A 14,868-nucleotide genomic window follows, 5' to 3' on the forward strand; every position below is an offset into this window, starting at 1 on the left:
TCAGCCGAAACGGCCGGTGATGTATTCTTCAGTCTGTTTTAATTCAGGTTTTGTAAAAAGGGCGTCTGTGTTGTTGACTTCAATGAGTTTTCCCATGTAAAAAAAAGCCGTGATATCAGACACCCTTGCCGCCTGCTGCATGTTGTGGGTTACAATAATAATGGTGAGATGCTGGGACAGGCTGATGATGAGCTCTTCGATTTTCTGGGTGGCAATGGGGTCAAGGGCCGAGGCAGGCTCATCCATGAGAAGTACCTCGGGCTGCACTGCAAGGGCCCTGGCAATGCACAGACGCTGCTGCTGACCGCCTGAAAGGCCCAGGGCGGATTCGTTGAGCCTTTCCTTGACTTCGTCCCAGATGGCGGCCTGTTTCAGGCTGGTTTCAACCCGTTCTGCTATCAGGGCCTTGTCTTTGATGCCGTTGACCCGCATGCCATAGGCTATATTTTCAAAGATGGTCTTTGGAAAGGGATTGGGTTTCTGGAACACCATTCCCACCCTCCGCCGGAGGGAGACCACATCCAGGGTTGGGTCGGAGATGTTCATGCCTTCGAGCAGAATCTCCCCACGGCTCCGGGTTCCCGGGATGAGGTCGTTCATTCGGTTAAGACACCGGAGAAAGGTGCTTTTTCCGCACCCGGAAGGCCCGATCAGGGCTGTGACCCTTTTTTCGGGAAATTCAAGGGATATATTGTAAAGGGCCTGGGATCCGCTGTAGAAGAAATCCAGACCTTTTGCGTACATTTTAATCGGATGATCCATTATAACCTCATTTTCTTTCTGATTCTCGTGCGAAGGAGGATGGCCCCGAGGTTCATTCCAAAAATCAGGGCAATGAGCACCAGGGCAGTGCCGTACTGAAGGGGGCGGGTGGTGGCAATGTTTGTCCCTGCCGTTGCAAGCACATAGATGTGGTAGGGAAGGGCCATGACCTCGTCAAAGAGAGATCCTGGAAGCTCCGGCGTGAAAAAAACAGCGCCCGTGTACATGATGGGGGCTGTTTCCCCGGCGGCCCGGCTCAGGCCCAGGATCCCGCCTGTGATGATGCCGGGAAAGGCAGACGGAAGAACAACCCTGTAAATGGTCTGCCATTTTGTTGCGCCAAGCCCCAGGGACGCCTCCCGATAGGTCTTGGGAACGGATTTAAGGGCCTCTTCCGAGGTCCCGATGATCACCGGAAGTGTCATGAGTCCCAGGGTCAGTCCGCCGGCGATGACCGAGACCCCCATTTTGAGAACAATGCAGAAAAAGGCCAGTCCGAACAGGCCAAAAACCACGGACGGTACACCTGCAAGGTTGTTGATACCCAGGCGAATGATCCGTACAAATCTGCCCTGGGCGGCATACTCGTTGAGGTAAATGGCTGAGGCCACCCCCACGGGCAGGGCCACCACCAGGGCGACCCCCATGAGGCACAGGGTGCCGACAATACAGGGGAAAATACCCCCCCGGGTCATGGAATCTGTCGGAGGCATTGTCAGAAAAGACCATGAAATGGCCCGCCACCCCCGGGAGACCATGAACCATACGATGATGGCAAGGGCCGTTCCGTTGACCAGGGCTGCAAGCCGTAGACTGAAAAAACCAACGCCTTGAACGATCTTTCGTGTATTCATTTACAGAGATGCCTCCCCGACCTGACGGTACCGGGATGAGATATAATCGGCAATCAGGTTAAAAACAAAGGTAAATATAAAGAGCACCAGACCCGTTGCAAAAAGGGCATGGTAGTGTTCGCTGCCAAAGGGCGCCTCAGCCATTTCAGCGGCAATGCTGGCCGGCATGGGTCGAACCGGATCAAACAAAGAACCGGGTAACATGGCAGCTCCGCCCGCCACCATGAGAACCACCATGGTTTCTCCAATGGCCCTTGACATGCCAAGAATGACAGCCGTGCAGATGCCGGACAGGGATGCCGGAAGTGTCACCCGGTGAATGGTTTCAAAATGGGTGGCTCCCAGGGCAAACGAAGCCTCTTTCAACGCCTGGGGCACGCTGAAAATGGCATCCTCGGAAATGCTGCAAATGGTGGGGATGGACATGAAGGCCAGCATGAGTGAAGCGTTAAAGAGGTTTAGACCCACGGGGATGTCAAAGGTTCGCTGTATAAATGGGGCCACCACCACCATGCCGAAAAAACCGATTACCACCGATGGCATGGAGGCCATGAGTTCCACCACCGGCTTGACAATCTCCGCTGTTCTTACAGGGGCAATCTCTGCAAGATAAATCGCCGTCATCACCCCCAGGGGAATTGAGACCACCCCGGAAAGAAAGGTTACCAGGAACGACGCCACAATCAGGGGGAAAATGCCAAAATCGGCAGGATCCGAGGTTGGATACCAGTAAAGACCAAAAACAAACTCTTTCAACGAGATTTCCTTGAAAATGGGAACTCCCTCAAGGACAAGAAAGAGCATGATCAGGAACAGTGCCGTGATGGAAAACAGTGCAACCCCCATGAAGGCGCGTTGCACTATCTTTTCGCTGGTTTGTTGCTTCGGCATCAGTAAACCGTTATGCTTCCCACCTCTTCGACCAGTGTCTGTCCCTTAGTCGATAGCAGGTAGTTTAGAAAATCAGCGGTTGTTCCCCTGGGCCAGTCATTGGTAAACATGAACAGGGGCCGTGAGATCGAGTATTGGCCATTCCTCGTGGTTTCAGGCGTTCCAGGAATGCTGTTTACCGACAGGGCCTTGACCTCCTGGTTCAGATATCCCAGGGCGATATAGCCGATGGCGCCGGGAGTGGATGCCACGGCCTGGACAAGCCCCCCATTGGAGGGAACGGTCAGGGCACTGGGAACGACCCTTTCCTTGTTCATAATCAGGTGTTCCCACACCTCAAAGGTGCCGGACGAGGTGTCCCTTGAGATGACAACGATCTTCATGTCCTTTCCACCCACCTCCTGCCAGTTTTTGATTTTGCCTAGGTAGATCTCTTTCAGCTGTGCGGTTGTGAGGTTCGTGACCGTATTCTGTGAATGGACCACCGGCACAATGCAGTCAAGGGCAATTCTGTGGGGAACTGGATATATTCCCTTGGTGGTGGCGAGTTTGACCTCCTTTGGCTTAATAAAGCGGGAGGCATTTCCAATATCTGCGGTACCGTCAAGAATGGCCTTGATTCCATTGCTGGAACCGCCGCCGGAAAGGGAAATCTTTATGTCAGGATGGAGCTTCATATAAGCTTCGGCCACCTTCTGGGCAATGGGCAGTACGGTTGTGGAGCCCTTGAGTACGAGCTCTTCGCCAAGGGCCGGAATTGCCGCCACCATGGCCATGCAAACACCAATAATAATAGATTTAATACCGGTTTTCATTTTTACTCCTTTGATTTCAGGTTAGGCTTCAGTGATTCCACTGGGATGGATCCTACCCGGATTATGTTAGGGAATTATTAGGAGCGTGTTGGCGGGGTGTTAAAAATAGGGGGAAGTTTTTTTTCGAGAACCAGGCGATTCCCTTTTTTGTTGTAGCCGCAGGTGGAGAAATAGGCGGTCATAATGGCAAGACCTCTGCCGTGATCATTGTCGTCACCAGGGGGGAAGTTTTTGGCCGTTTGCCAGTCAAACCCTTGGCCCTGGTCTTCAACAATGATTTGGATGTGGTTTTTTTTGGTTATCTTTAAAAAGAATTTTACCTTTTTTGCGGGGTCAAGATTGTTGCCGTGGCGGACCGCATTGGTAAGGGCTTCGCGTATGACAAGGTCGATGGCGAAAAAATGTTCGGCCAGTTCTTTAAAGTTCTGATTGAGAAATCGGGACACCTCCCCACAGATTCGGTCAATGTTTTCCAGGGTGGAACTGAAGGTGATGGTAACGCTTTGGGCTGTGATCCTCCGGTGAAAGGTGTCAGGCATTTTCACACCTCCACGCACAGAACCACAATGTCGTCCTCAGGTTCTGCACCACCAGAAAAAATGTTTTGAACAAGGGCCGAAGGTGCCTCTGAAAGGGGGACGTTCCTGATCGCTTCGAATTTTGCCAGCAGACCTTTGGCCCCCGTGGTCCAGGTGATCTTTTGTTTGACAGATTCCACAAGACCGTCGGAATAGATGAAGAACCTGTCTCCGGGTGCGAGTTTCCTGCGATGTATACCGAACCTTGCGTCTTTGAACATCCCGAGGATATCGCCGTCCATATTTATAATTTCCGGGTTTCTGGTTGCGGGAACATGGACCACGGGGGGGTGTCCTGCACTGATGATGCAAAGGTTGCCCGTAGCATGATTCAAACGGGCATAGCATGCGGTAAGGTATTTGTTTTCCGATAGAATTTCAACGAGAACATCGTTTATCATCTTCATGGTTTCAAGGGGTGAATAGACCAGTTTGCTGTTCTGGGCCAGCAGTGCCTTGATCGAAGCGGTCATGTAGCTTGACTTGATGTCATGGCCGGAAAAATCGGCAACAAAATAACCGGTGATATGGTCCGAAATGTTGAGGATATCGTAAAAATCCCCCCCGGCCTCGTGGAGTGCCCTGTAGTAAACTCCGAATTTTGCCCTGGGAAAATCTTCGGGCAGGGGAAGCATTTCGTTTTGGGCTTCGGTGATTTCCCGGAGTCGTCTGGCCTGGTTGGCAACCAACGAATTGGTTGCAATGGAAAGTTTGAGGTGGGTCGCCACCCTGGCAAGGACTTCAAGGGGATGGAAGGGTTTCGTGACATAATCCACGGCCCCCAGATCAAAACCTTTAAGCTTTGAATCCACATCGGTCATATTTGTGAGAAAAATAACCGGGATGGTGCAGGTTCCGGGGGTTTCCTTTAAAAAACGAATTACCTCAAATCCGTCTCCACCGGGCATCTGAATATCCAGAAGGATGAGGTCTGGTTTCTCTGCCACGGCAATGGTTTTTGCACTGGTCCCGTTGTCTGCGGTGATCACCCGGTATCCCTCTTTCGACAGGGTCATTTCCATGAACTTGAGGTTTACAAGGTTATCGTCAACAACAAGAATGGTAAAAACCGACTTTAGTTCCATGGTGATTCAACATCCCTCCGCAACTTTTTGGATCGCATCAAGATTCGCCCCCAAGTCGGCCGCCGTTGACCTTATTTTATGGAATTTTTTTTGAACGGCCAGGCTTTCCAACTCCTTGGCCATGGCTGCGATATGGGTAAACCCCAGGTTGGCGGCGGCTCCCTTGATGGAATGTGCCGCCTTTGCAACAGTCGCGCTGGATTCGTTGGCGATTCCCTGTTCAACGGTTAAAAGTTCTGATCTGGAGGTCGTGACAAGGAGCTGTGCCAGTTCAATAAAATCTGCTTCGCTAAAGCCAAGCTTTGATGCCATTGCCTTAAAATCCATGAATGCTCAATGCTCCTGTAAAAAATTGGATTCATACGAAACATGATGCTCTCATTTTATCGGGATCAGTCAGGCAAAGTCAAGCATCCTGACTAAAAAGGGCGGTGAGTCGGGCCCGGCTTTCAGGGTCAAGGGGGGTGGCCTGCTCTGCAAGTTTAAGGGTGTACTGGCCAAGGATTCGGTATAGTTCCAGGTCTTCAGGCCGTTTGTCCTTCAGGGCTGCCATGTGGGCCGCAACAATGTCGGCATCTCCCCTTGCAATCGGTCCGGTCAGGGCTGCCTGGGTGCCCCTGCGGCTGATATTGGTCAGGGTACCGTGGATGAGGGGGGCAAGAATGGCATAGGCCCTGGTGTCGGACAGCCCTGTCTGCTTTAACAGTTCCACGGCAAAGTGCTCGACCGTAACAAGGTAGTTGGAGGCAACCACGGCTGCGGCATGGTAAAGGGTTTTTGCCTGGGTGGGGATGGTAAAGGACATTGCGCCAAGGGCCGCAATGATCCTTGTTCCCTCAGCAACAGCAGGATCGTCTCCTTCAACGGACATGTTGACCCCCTTGAACGGAGACGCCTGTCCGGGTTCATGGGCTGTAAAGCTCTGGAGGGGATGGATGGACCCCCTGGAAACACCGGCAACCGTGGAAAAGATGCACGAGGACAATGCCCCGCTGCAGTGAAAGACCAGGGTGCCCGGCATCAGCGCTTTTTTTTCAACAAGGGTGTCAAAAACACCCTGAATGGCATCGTCCGGTGTGGTTATGAAAAGGATGGTTCCCTTTTTTGCCGCGTCCGTTATATGTTCAAAAACCTGACCTGTTTCTGCAAGGGTTGCTGCATTCCGGGCAGAGGAGATGCGCTTACTGGCAAGTCCTGCCAGGGGGTATCCCGCCTGGGCAAGGAAAACGGCAAGGGCCGTTCCCACCCGCCCGCAGCCAATGATTGAGATTCCGGGTTTCATTTGTACCCATGCTCCTCTGCCGGAAAAGATCCGTTCCTGACCGCGTCCCTGTATTGTTCAAGGCCCCTGGCTGCCTGGGTTCGAAGATCAGCAAATTGACGTACAAATTTTGGCAGATGCCTGTCATGGAGGCCGAGCATATCGTGGAGAACCAGAATCTGTCCGTCGCACCCAGGGCCGGCGCCGATGCCGATGGTTGGAATATCAAGCTTTTTTGTTATGATTCCTGCGATATCCGATGGAATGCCTTCGAGTACAACGGAAAAAGCACCTGCATCCTGGACCTTGAGGGCATCGGACACCAGCCTCTCCTCATCCCGCTGAACCCTGAATCCACCCATTTGGTGAACGCTCTGGGGGGTGAGGCCAATGTGGGCCTGGACCGGTATGCCGGCTTTTGCAATGGCCTGGATCACCGGGCACACATCGGCCCCTCCCTCAAGTTTTACAGCCGAGGCATCGGCCTCCTTGAGAAAACGGCCGGCATTGTCAACGGCCTGGTTAATGGAGCTCTGATAGGACATGAAAGGCATGTCTCCGACAACCATGGCACGGTTACAGGCCCTTGTCACCATGGCGGTATGGTAGAGGATCTCATCCATGGTCACGGGCAGGGTGGTCTGTTTTCCCTGGACCACCATGCCCAGGGAATCACCCACAAGGATGATGTCGATGCCGGCTGCGTCAACAAGGGTTGCAAATGGATGGTCATAGGCGGTCAACGCTGTTATTCTTTTGCCTTCCTGCTTCATCTTGAATAGAGTGGTGGTGGTTACCCTGGGCTGCATATCTCTCCTTCCAACCTCGCATTGAATGGTTAATATCTAATGATTTCTGATACCACTAATTTTAGCCAGGTTCAACCCCTATTCCAATTAACTATTGACTAAAAGCGTCCCGTTTGGGTATAAAAAAGGTTTATTTTCATTGGATATATTTGAACTTAATTTTTTAGGCAGACTACAGACAATATAATGATACAGACGATCAGAGGCTTTAGAGACATACTGCCAGGGGAGACACCCCTGTGGCAGACCATTGAACGGGCGGCGTCACAGCTGTTTGAAGATTTTGGCTTCCAGGAGATACGGCTCCCCCTTATTGAACGAACAGAGCTGTTTGCAAGGAGCATCGGCGAGGTCACCGACATTGTTGAAAAGGAGATGTACACCTTTCCCGACCGCAAGGGAGAGAACATCACCCTTCGACCCGAAGCTACGGCCTCCGTGGTTCGATCCTATATCCAGCATAAAATGTATGCCGCAGACCCCATCCAGAAGCTCTACACCATGGGGCCCATGTTTAGAAGGGAGCGCCCCCAGAAGGGTCGCTACCGCCAGTTCTTCCAGATTAATGCCGAGGTTTTTGGCATTGCATCCCCCTATATTGACGCCCAGCTTATCCTGTTGTTGAATGAGTTGTTCAAACGGCTGGGGCTGACCGACCTTACGGCCCACCTGAATTCTTTAGGATGCCGGGAGTGCCGACCCCTGTTTCACAGGGCCTTGACCGAATTTCTGGTATCAAAACAGGATCGTTTGTGCAGCGACTGCAGACGGCGCATGGACAAAAACCCCCTGAGAACCCTTGACTGCAAGGTCCCGGGGTGCAGGGAGGCCATGCAGGATGCCCCCACCACCCTGGATCATCTGTGCAGCGACTGTTCCGACCATTTTACCACGGTCAAGGCTACCCTGAAAGCACAGGGGGTGGATTTTCTGGTTGACAAGACCCTGGTCAGGGGGCTTGATTATTACTCAAGAACCGCCTTTGAAATCCAGACCACGGCCCTGGGTGCCCAGAGCGCCGTTGCCGGCGGTGGTCGCTACGACGCCCTCATAAAAGAGCTTGGAGGGCCGGAGGTTCCAGCCATCGGGTTTGCCATCGGGCTTGATCGCCTTGCCGAGGTGATGGCCCAGTTAAAGGGTTGTCCAGCACCAAGGGGACCTGATCTGTTCATCATTCCCCTTGGTCCGGGGGCCATGGAGAAGGCTTACCTGTGCTCGTCCCGTCTGAATCTTGTGGGTATACGGAGCGAAACCGACTACAATGGCAAAAGCCTTAAGAGCCTCATGAAAAGGGCAGACAAACTTAATGCAGGCCATGCGCTTATTCTGGACTACAGGCAGCCGGACAAGAACGCCCCGGTGCTCAGGAATATGAAGACCCGGGAGCAGGTGACGCTTGGCCTGGAAGACCCCACCGATGAGGTCATTAAAATTTTAACCAACGAGGGAACACTACGTGACTGATTTACTTGGAGATATGAGAAGAACCCACACCTGTGGCGAATTAAGGGTTACAGATGTTGACACTGAGGTGACCCTCATGGGCTGGGTCCAGCGCCGCAGGGACCACGGCGGTGTGATATTCATCGATTTCAGGGACAAGGAAGGCATCACCCAGATCGTTTTCAACCCCGAGGTCAACCCCGAGGTCCATGCCAAGGCCCAGACCATCCGGAGCGAGTATGTGCTCGGGGTCAAAGGAAGGGTGGTAAACCGACCCGACGACATGGTCAACCCCAAGATGGTCACGGGTGGGATCGAGATCCTGGTTGATGAACTGAAGATTTTAAGCCGGGCTGAAACCCCTGCCTTTCAGATCGAAGATCGAATCGAGGCGTCGGAAACCGTTCGATTGAAATACAGGCACCTTGACCTGAGGCGGCCCAAGCTCCAGCAGAACATCATTGCAAGGCACACGGCGTCAAGGGCCGTTCGGGACTATCTCAATGATCTTGGTTTTCTGGACATTGAAACCCCCTTTCTCACCCGGAGCACTCCAGAGGGCGCCAGGGATTACCTTGTGCCGAGTCGGGTGAACCATGGCCAGTTTTATGCCCTGCCCCAGAGTCCACAGCTCTTTAAACAGATGCTCATGATCAGTGGCTTTGACCGGTATTACCAGATCGTCCGCTGCTTCAGGGACGAGGATCTCCGGGCCGACCGCCAGCCTGAGTTCACCCAGATAGACATGGAGATGTCGTTCGTGGGTGAGGACGAGATCATGGAGATTACCGAAGGGCTCATCAAGACGGTATTTAAACGGGTTCGTGACATTGATCTTGAGCTTCCCTTTCAACGGATCACCTATGCCGAATCCATTGACCGGTTCGGTATTGACCGGCCGGACATGCGGTTTGGGCTTGAGCTCAACGACCTGTCCGACCTTGTGGAAAATACCGGATTCAAGGTGTTTGCAAGTGTGGTTAAAAAAGGGGGGCTTGTCAAGGCCATCAATGCCAAGGGGTGCGCCAACTTTACCCGAAAACAGATTGATGAGCTGACCGACTTTGCCGCCATCTACAAGGCCAAGGGCCTTGCCTGGGTCAAGGTCAAAGCGGACGGCACCTGGCAGTCGCCCATTGCAAAGTTCTTTACTGACGATGAAAAAAAGGCCATTGAAGTCCGCCTTGACATGGAAAAGGATGATATTGTTTTCTTTGTGGCAGACAACCCCAAAATTACAAACGAGGCCCTTGGCCAGCTCAGAAACGAGCTTGCACGCCGCCTTGAACTCATTGACAACAACACCTACCGGTTTGTATGGGTCACCCATTTTCCCCTTGTGGAGTACGACGAGGGAGAAAAACGGTACCAGGCCATTCACCATCCGTTTACCGCCCCCCTGGAAGAGGATCTTGAAAAACTCGACACAGATCCCCTGAACGTCCGGTCACGGGCCTATGACATGGTGCTCAACGGCATTGAGATCGGCGGCGGATCAATCCGTATCCATTCCACGGAACTCCAGGAAAAGGTGTTGAACACCCTTGGCATCGGCAAAGAAGAGGCGAACGATAAATTTGGTTTTCTTCTTAATGCCCTGGGCTCGGGTACCCCACCCCATGGAGGGCTTGCCTTTGGGTTTGACCGCCTTGTCATGCTCCTGTGCCAGGAGGAATCCATACGGGACGTTATTGCTTTTCCCAAGACCCAGCGTGCCACCTGCCTGCTGACCGAGGCGCCTTCCAAGGCTGCTCCAGCCCAGCTTCAGGAACTGTCCATCCGGGTTGTGAACATAGAAGAATGAAAGAACTCAGGGATCTTATAAAATCCAAGGCCGAGTATCTTGGTGACGGGATACTCAAGGCCGACGGTTTCATTAATCACCAGATTTTACCGGGGTTTTCAACACGAATGGGCAAGGCCTTTGCCGAGGAATTCAGGGCCCAGGGGGTGGCAGGGGCAACCAAAATCGTCACGGCCGAGGTGAGCGGTATAGCCCCGGCCCTGGTGACGGCCCAGGCCATGGACATCCCCATGGTCTTTGCACGTAAGCGACGGCCTGCCTTTATGAACGATCCTCTTTTTGAGGCGTCTGCCAGAAGCCGAACCAAGGGGGAGGATGTCACCCTTTACATTTCATCGAGATACCTTGAACCTTCGGACCGGGTGATTATTGTGGATGATTTTCTTGCAACGGCATCCACCCTGGAGGCCCTGTGCGCCATCGTGGACAAGAGCGGTGCCAAACTCATGGCCATCGGCTGCATCATTGAAAAGGTGTTTGAAAACGGCAGAGAACGCCTTGACCGGTTTAATGTGCCGGTTATCGCACTTGCCAGGGTGGATCTTGTTGACTCGGGCAGGTCTTTTACGGTACTGTAAATCCATATGAAAGCCACTTACACAGATCTGCGCAATATGGCCAGAAAAATTGTGGCAGCCCTTCCCCGGCCGGCCTTCTGCACCCTGTTTCAGGGTGAGATTGCCCGCTCAAAAGATCTTTTGCATACCCACCCCCTGCTGACGGGGCTTAAGACGCGGATTATCCCCCTGCTGGACGATGATTTTGGCCACGGTATGCTCCATTCAGAGCTTGTGGCCATTGATGCAGGTGCCATTGTCCAGATCGAGATGGGGCTCAGCCCGGGTGCGCCGGAAATGATGAGGGCCATGGTGCTTGTCCAGGTGGCAGGACTGCTCCATGACATCAAACGCAAGGAGAAAAAGCACGCACAGAAAGGTGCATTGTTTGCTGAAAATCTGCTTACCACCGAAGGATTTGATCTCACAGCCCTGGAGATTAAAATCGTGTGTAACGCCATCGGTAACCATGAGGCCTTCCAGGAGAAAAATATCGGTCTTGGCAAACCGGTTAAATCAAGGAATCACAGATCAGATTCCGGTCCGGAATCAACGACCGGATTAATTCCTCAATTGATCTCCGATGCCCTGTACGATGCAGACAAGTTCAGGTGGGGTCCAGACAATTTTACCCATACGGTCTGGGACATGGTTGTCTTTGCCAAGATCCCCCTGGCTGATTTTTTAAAACATTTTCCAGGGGGTATGAAAAAACTTGCCCAGATCCGGAATACCTTCCGGACGGATACGGGTAAAGCCTATGGACCCGGCTTTATTGACGTGGGGCTTGAGACAGGAAAGCGTCTGGCAGCACGCCTGAGGAGCGATTATTCCGAACTTTTTTCCTGATAACAAGGTCAGGAACGATGCCTTCTGACGCAGAGAATGGGGGTGTTAAACACCAGGGCTGAGGTGTCAGAATCCTTTTTCACCTCAAGCTGCAGGGAGGAACGGTCAATCTCAAAATATTTTGAAATGACCTCCACTATGTCGTTTTGAAGGTTGGTCAAAGTGTCGTCATTTACCTCAAGTTGATCATAAACAAGGGCGAATTGAAGCCGTTTTTTGGCAGCATCCTTGCTGGGTTTATGGCCGGTGAATTTTCTGATCAGTGCGTTCAGCATGGACTGTTCCTTATTTTCTCAACCCAAGTTTATGGGTAAATCTGTTCCATATTCCCGTCTTAGCCCCAGGCACCTCCACAGGAAGGTCTGCTTCGCCGTTAAGCCTTCTTGCGATCCTTCGAAAGGCCTGGCCGGCCTTGGACTCATTGCGCATCACAAGGGGGACACCCGTATTGGTTGATATCACCACCTGGTCGTCCATGGGCACAAGCCCTGCAAGTTCAATGGAAAGGATCTCCATGACATCCTCATGGCTGAGCATGTCTCCCCGTGCCACCATGGCAGGTACGATACGGTTGACAATAAGCTTGGGTGTAATGGATCGGGCGTAGAGAAGTCCTATGACCCTGTCTGCATCCCTGACGGCGGAAACATCCGGAGTACAGACCACAAGGGCCTCGTCTGCGGCTGTAACGGAATTTTCAAATCCACGCTCAATACCGGCCGGTGAATCCATGATGATATAGTCAAACTCCTGCTTGAGTTGCACGGCAATCCGTTCAACACCCGCTGCGGTCAGCACATCTTTGTTGTCGCTCTGGGAGGCGGGAATGAGAAAAAGATTTTCGATTCTGCGATCCCTGATGGCAGCCTGTCTTATGTTGCAGCGCCCATTGACAATATCCACGATGTTAAAGACAATCCTGTTCTCAAGCCCAAGGACCACATCCAGGTTTCTGAGTCCGATATCCATGTCAATGACGGCGACTCTGTTTCCCTCCAGGGCAAGGGCGGCACCAATGGAAGCGGTGGCAGTGGTTTTACCCACGCCGCCCTTTCCCGATGTTACTACGATGATTCTACCTTCCACGTCACACCTCTTGTGATTGCCTGCCGATATAGTCGGCAGAAGCCTTGTTTTTATGCCTAGACCACTTCGGGCCAGGGAAGTCGTCCAAATGGATTGACACCCAGGTAATCCTGAACAAGGATACCCTCATTAACCACGGATGCAAATTCAACCCTGTCCGTTTTTTGTGCGTCCAGGTCTGATACCACATATTCACCGATCTGAACCTGGGAGGGTCTGAAATCCAGGGCCAGTATAATGGCGGTGGCGTTTTTCGGATATCCGGCGTGGACATGGCCAAGCAATCTGCCCATGACCAGAATATCACCACCGGCTGTAATCTGGGCACCGGGGTTGACATCACCCGTGATGAGAACATGTTTTTTTGCCTCGATTTTCTGACCGGATCTTACCCTGCCCCTGAGCATGAGTACCTCACTTCTGTGGCTGGTCCACCCCCGATTCAAATCCCTCTGGCGGATACGCTCCACAGGTATGGATCTTTTTTCTGGAGGGGTTGTAACAATTCCCACGTCAAACCTGGTTTTCAGAAAACTGCTCAGGTTCTGCACCAGACCGTCGTATCCCTTTGCCCCGCCAATGTCAATGACAACCCTGGCATTTATGGCCAGGTGTCTGAGGCGCTCAAACAGCTTAACAAGGTCCTCTTTTAAAATGGATTCCGGCATTGACGGATCCAGGGTGATCCAGAATCCATCCCCTACGCCTTTTAGTTTAACTGGAGGATTGTCCTCAACTACCATGAATTGATTCCATTGTTAACTCTAATTTTATATGTCCTGGCCCATGGTCGGAGCAGCAGTGTGGTACAGTATGGAAAAGACTATAAAAAAAGAGGGATAAGGTGTCAAGTAATATAAACCCCGGGGCGGTTTTAACCTGCCCCGGGTGGTTCGGGTGGACAACTAACCGGGGTCAAGAATTTCCCTTAGCTTGCGGGAAAAGGCGGCCATGGTAAAGGGTTTGAGGATGAATCCTCTGCACCCGGATGCAAGCATGCTCTCAGCAGGAGTGCCAATGGTATGCCCGGTTGAGATGAGCACCTTGACATCCGGGTCAATGGCCTGGAGACGCCGGAAGGTTTCAGGGCCGTCCATATCGTCCATTATCATGTCCAGAACCACCAGGTCAAAGTCTTCGCCGGAGGTGTAAATTTCAATGGCATTGGCACCGCTGTTTGATGTAATCACCCGGTATCCCAGATCCTCGAGCATATGACGTCCCATTTCCAGGATGAGTTCATCGTCGTCCACAAACAGAATGGTTTCAAACCCCATGGGTAGATCTCTGATCCCCTCTTCCAGGTCAAAATTTTCGGGCCCTTCAAACTGGGGCAGCAAAATGGTGAACGAGGTTCCTTCATACTTGGTGCTCCACACGTCAATGGCACCTTTGTGGTTGAGGATGATGCCATGGCAGGCGGCAAGTCCGAGCCCCCGCCCATGAGCATCCTTTCGGGTTTCAGTGGTAAAAAATGGGTCAAACACCTTATGGAGTGTGGATTCATCCATGCCTACACCTGTATCCGTGATGGTTATCCTGACAAATTGTCCGGGAATGAGATCGTGGCGCTGGGCAGGATTCTCTAGGATAGATTCTGACACCGTGGAAACGGTAAGTTCACCACCATTGGGCATGGCGGCAACGGCATTTTCAAGGACGTTCATGAGTACCAGGCGCATCTGGCGTTTGTCCACGTTGCAGAACAGTTTGGTGCCGTCCAGGTTTGTCTGCCCATGGATCTTCCTGTCGGACAGGGAAAGCTTTTTAAAACACGAGAGAACAAGGGCGTTAAGGTCCGTGGGTGCCACTTGGTATTTTCCTGCCCTGGCATATCCGATAAGCTGGCTGGTAAATACTGTTCCTTTATGAACGGTTTGCAGAATCTGGGACAAATGGTCGTAAAAGGGATGGGATGGTTGCAGGTCCTTGATAACAAGGCTGGCCCGTCCCTGTATGGCCATGAGAAGATTGTTGAATTCGTGGGCAATTCCTTCGGTCAAGGTTGTGATTTCAACAATCTCTCCTTCTTTCATACGCCTCATTGTCATACGTTTCTCCTGTTGTGGGCTTG

17 protein-coding genes are annotated in these 14,868 nt (G+C 52.2%); 4 read left to right on the plus strand and 13 right to left on the minus strand.

Translation table 11 applies throughout. The features are described 5' to 3' along the window. The 9 genes from pstB to panB form a co-directional block, all read right to left on the minus strand. Positions 1-762 (minus strand): phosphate ABC transporter ATP-binding protein PstB, encoded by a 762-nt coding sequence (pstB, locus tag HRM2_RS01190; RefSeq protein WP_012662616.1) that lies wholly within the window; start codon positions 760-762, stop codon positions 1-3. Further along, the gene (gene pstA / locus HRM2_RS01195; RefSeq protein WP_012662617.1) at positions 762-1,616 is read right to left on the minus strand and encodes a phosphate ABC transporter permease PstA; all 855 of its coding nucleotides are present in this window, start codon (positions 1,614-1,616) and stop codon (positions 762-764) included. The genes pstB and pstA overlap by 1 nt, the downstream gene beginning before the upstream one ends. Then, on the minus strand, positions 1,617-2,507 hold the full coding sequence (gene pstC, locus HRM2_RS01200; protein WP_012662618.1) for a phosphate ABC transporter permease subunit PstC: 891 nt from the start codon (positions 2,505-2,507) through the stop codon (positions 1,617-1,619). Then, on the minus strand, positions 2,507-3,322 hold the full coding sequence (locus tag HRM2_RS01205; RefSeq protein ID WP_012662619.1) for a PstS family phosphate ABC transporter substrate-binding protein: 816 nt from the start codon (positions 3,320-3,322) through the stop codon (positions 2,507-2,509). The genes pstC and HRM2_RS01205 overlap by 1 nt, the downstream gene beginning before the upstream one ends. 77 nt (positions 3,323-3,399) lie before the next feature. After that, positions 3,400-3,861: an ATP-binding protein gene (locus tag HRM2_RS01210; RefSeq protein WP_012662620.1), complete on the minus strand. Its 462-nt coding sequence runs from the start codon at positions 3,859-3,861 to the stop codon at positions 3,400-3,402. Between the two features lie 2 nt (positions 3,862-3,863). Beyond that, positions 3,864-4,985 (minus strand): PP2C family protein-serine/threonine phosphatase, encoded by a 1,122-nt coding sequence (locus HRM2_RS01215; protein WP_012662621.1) that lies wholly within the window; start codon positions 4,983-4,985, stop codon positions 3,864-3,866. Between the two features lie 6 nt (positions 4,986-4,991). After that, complete coding sequence (locus HRM2_RS01220) at positions 4,992-5,312, minus strand: Hpt domain-containing protein (protein WP_012662622.1); 321 nt, start codon at positions 5,310-5,312, stop codon at positions 4,992-4,994. 79 nt (positions 5,313-5,391) lie between these two features. After that, positions 5,392-6,267 carry a Rossmann-like and DUF2520 domain-containing protein gene (locus HRM2_RS01225; protein ID WP_012662623.1) on the minus strand — a complete coding sequence of 292 codons (876 nt, stop codon included), beginning with the start codon at positions 6,265-6,267 and terminating at the stop codon, positions 5,392-5,394. Then, entirely contained in the window at positions 6,264-7,055 is a 792-nt protein-coding gene (panB, locus tag HRM2_RS01230; protein WP_012662624.1) for a 3-methyl-2-oxobutanoate hydroxymethyltransferase, read from the minus strand. Before panB ends, HRM2_RS01225 begins: the two co-directional genes overlap by 4 nt. Before the next feature lie 186 nt (positions 7,056-7,241). Here panB and hisS point away from each other — a divergent pair, with 186 nt between their 5' ends. From hisS to HRM2_RS01250, 4 genes are read left to right on the plus strand one after another with little or no spacing between them, the layout of a single operon-like run. Further along, positions 7,242-8,519: a histidine--tRNA ligase gene (gene hisS / locus HRM2_RS01235; protein ID WP_012662625.1), complete on the plus strand. Its 1,278-nt coding sequence runs from the start codon at positions 7,242-7,244 to the stop codon at positions 8,517-8,519. Further along, positions 8,512-10,302 (plus strand): aspartate--tRNA ligase, encoded by a 1,791-nt coding sequence (aspS, locus tag HRM2_RS01240; protein ID WP_012662626.1) that lies wholly within the window; start codon positions 8,512-8,514, stop codon positions 10,300-10,302. The genes hisS and aspS overlap by 8 nt, the downstream gene beginning before the upstream one ends. After that, a complete protein-coding gene (gene xpt / locus HRM2_RS01245) occupies positions 10,299-10,880 on the plus strand; it encodes a xanthine phosphoribosyltransferase (RefSeq protein ID WP_012662627.1) in 582 nt (193 codons plus the stop codon). The genes aspS and xpt overlap by 4 nt, the downstream gene beginning before the upstream one ends. Before the next feature lie 6 nt (positions 10,881-10,886). Continuing rightward, positions 10,887-11,708 carry an HD domain-containing protein gene (locus HRM2_RS01250; RefSeq protein WP_012662628.1) on the plus strand — a complete coding sequence of 274 codons (822 nt, stop codon included), beginning with the start codon at positions 10,887-10,889 and terminating at the stop codon, positions 11,706-11,708. An 8-nt stretch (positions 11,709-11,716) separates the two neighbouring features. Here the strand turns inward: HRM2_RS01250 and minE are convergent, their stop codons facing one another. The 4 genes from minE to HRM2_RS01270 form a co-directional block, all read right to left on the minus strand. Next, the gene (gene minE / locus HRM2_RS01255) at positions 11,717-11,983 is read right to left on the minus strand and encodes a cell division topological specificity factor MinE (protein ID WP_012662629.1); all 267 of its coding nucleotides are present in this window, start codon (positions 11,981-11,983) and stop codon (positions 11,717-11,719) included. Between the two features lie 10 nt (positions 11,984-11,993). Continuing rightward, entirely contained in the window at positions 11,994-12,794 is an 801-nt protein-coding gene (minD, locus tag HRM2_RS01260; protein ID WP_012662630.1) for a septum site-determining protein MinD, read from the minus strand. Between the two features lie 56 nt (positions 12,795-12,850). After that, positions 12,851-13,537 (minus strand): septum site-determining protein MinC, encoded by a 687-nt coding sequence (locus tag HRM2_RS01265; RefSeq protein ID WP_012662631.1) that lies wholly within the window; start codon positions 13,535-13,537, stop codon positions 12,851-12,853. Positions 13,538-13,699: 162 nt separating this feature from the next. After that, the gene (locus HRM2_RS01270; protein ID WP_012662632.1) at positions 13,700-14,845 is read right to left on the minus strand and encodes a response regulator; all 1,146 of its coding nucleotides are present in this window, start codon (positions 14,843-14,845) and stop codon (positions 13,700-13,702) included. Between the last annotated feature and the right edge of the window lie 23 nt (positions 14,846-14,868).

It is taken from the genome of Desulforapulum autotrophicum HRM2 (genome assembly GCF_000020365.1).
Taxonomy (GTDB): domain Bacteria; phylum Desulfobacterota; class Desulfobacteria; order Desulfobacterales; family Desulfobacteraceae; genus Desulforapulum; species Desulforapulum autotrophicum.

What these genes read in the sequence shown, in the direction of transcription:
- pstB (WP_012662616.1), bottom strand. Translation starts at nt 762, where the DNA reads ATGGATCATCCGATTAAAATGTACGCAAAAGGTCTGGATTTCTTCTAC.
- pstA (WP_012662617.1), bottom strand. Translation starts at nt 1,616, where the DNA reads ATGAATACACGAAAGATCGTTCAAGGCGTTGGTTTTTTCAGTCTACGG.
- pstC (WP_012662618.1), bottom strand. Translation starts at nt 2,507, where the DNA reads ATGCCGAAGCAACAAACCAGCGAAAAGATAGTGCAACGCGCCTTCATG.
- HRM2_RS01205 (WP_012662619.1), bottom strand. Translation starts at nt 3,322, where the DNA reads ATGAAAACCGGTATTAAATCTATTATTATTGGTGTTTGCATGGCCATG.
- HRM2_RS01210 (WP_012662620.1), bottom strand. Translation starts at nt 3,861, where the DNA reads ATGCCTGACACCTTTCACCGGAGGATCACAGCCCAAAGCGTTACCATC.
- HRM2_RS01215 (WP_012662621.1), bottom strand. Translation starts at nt 4,985, where the DNA reads ATGGAACTAAAGTCGGTTTTTACCATTCTTGTTGTTGACGATAACCTT.
- HRM2_RS01220 (WP_012662622.1), bottom strand. Translation starts at nt 5,312, where the DNA reads ATGGATTTTAAGGCAATGGCATCAAAGCTTGGCTTTAGCGAAGCAGAT.
- HRM2_RS01225 (WP_012662623.1), bottom strand. Translation starts at nt 6,267, where the DNA reads ATGAAACCCGGAATCTCAATCATTGGCTGCGGGCGGGTGGGAACGGCC.
- panB (WP_012662624.1), bottom strand. Translation starts at nt 7,055, where the DNA reads ATGCAGCCCAGGGTAACCACCACCACTCTATTCAAGATGAAGCAGGAA.
- hisS (WP_012662625.1), top strand. Translation starts at nt 7,242, where the DNA reads ATGATACAGACGATCAGAGGCTTTAGAGACATACTGCCAGGGGAGACA.
- xpt (WP_012662627.1), top strand. Translation starts at nt 10,299, where the DNA reads ATGAAAGAACTCAGGGATCTTATAAAATCCAAGGCCGAGTATCTTGGT.
- HRM2_RS01250 (WP_012662628.1), top strand. Translation starts at nt 10,887, where the DNA reads ATGAAAGCCACTTACACAGATCTGCGCAATATGGCCAGAAAAATTGTG.
- minE (WP_012662629.1), bottom strand. Translation starts at nt 11,983, where the DNA reads ATGCTGAACGCACTGATCAGAAAATTCACCGGCCATAAACCCAGCAAG.
- HRM2_RS01265 (WP_012662631.1), bottom strand. Translation starts at nt 13,537, where the DNA reads ATGGTAGTTGAGGACAATCCTCCAGTTAAACTAAAAGGCGTAGGGGAT.
- HRM2_RS01270 (WP_012662632.1), bottom strand. Translation starts at nt 14,845, where the DNA reads ATGACAATGAGGCGTATGAAAGAAGGAGAGATTGTTGAAATCACAACC.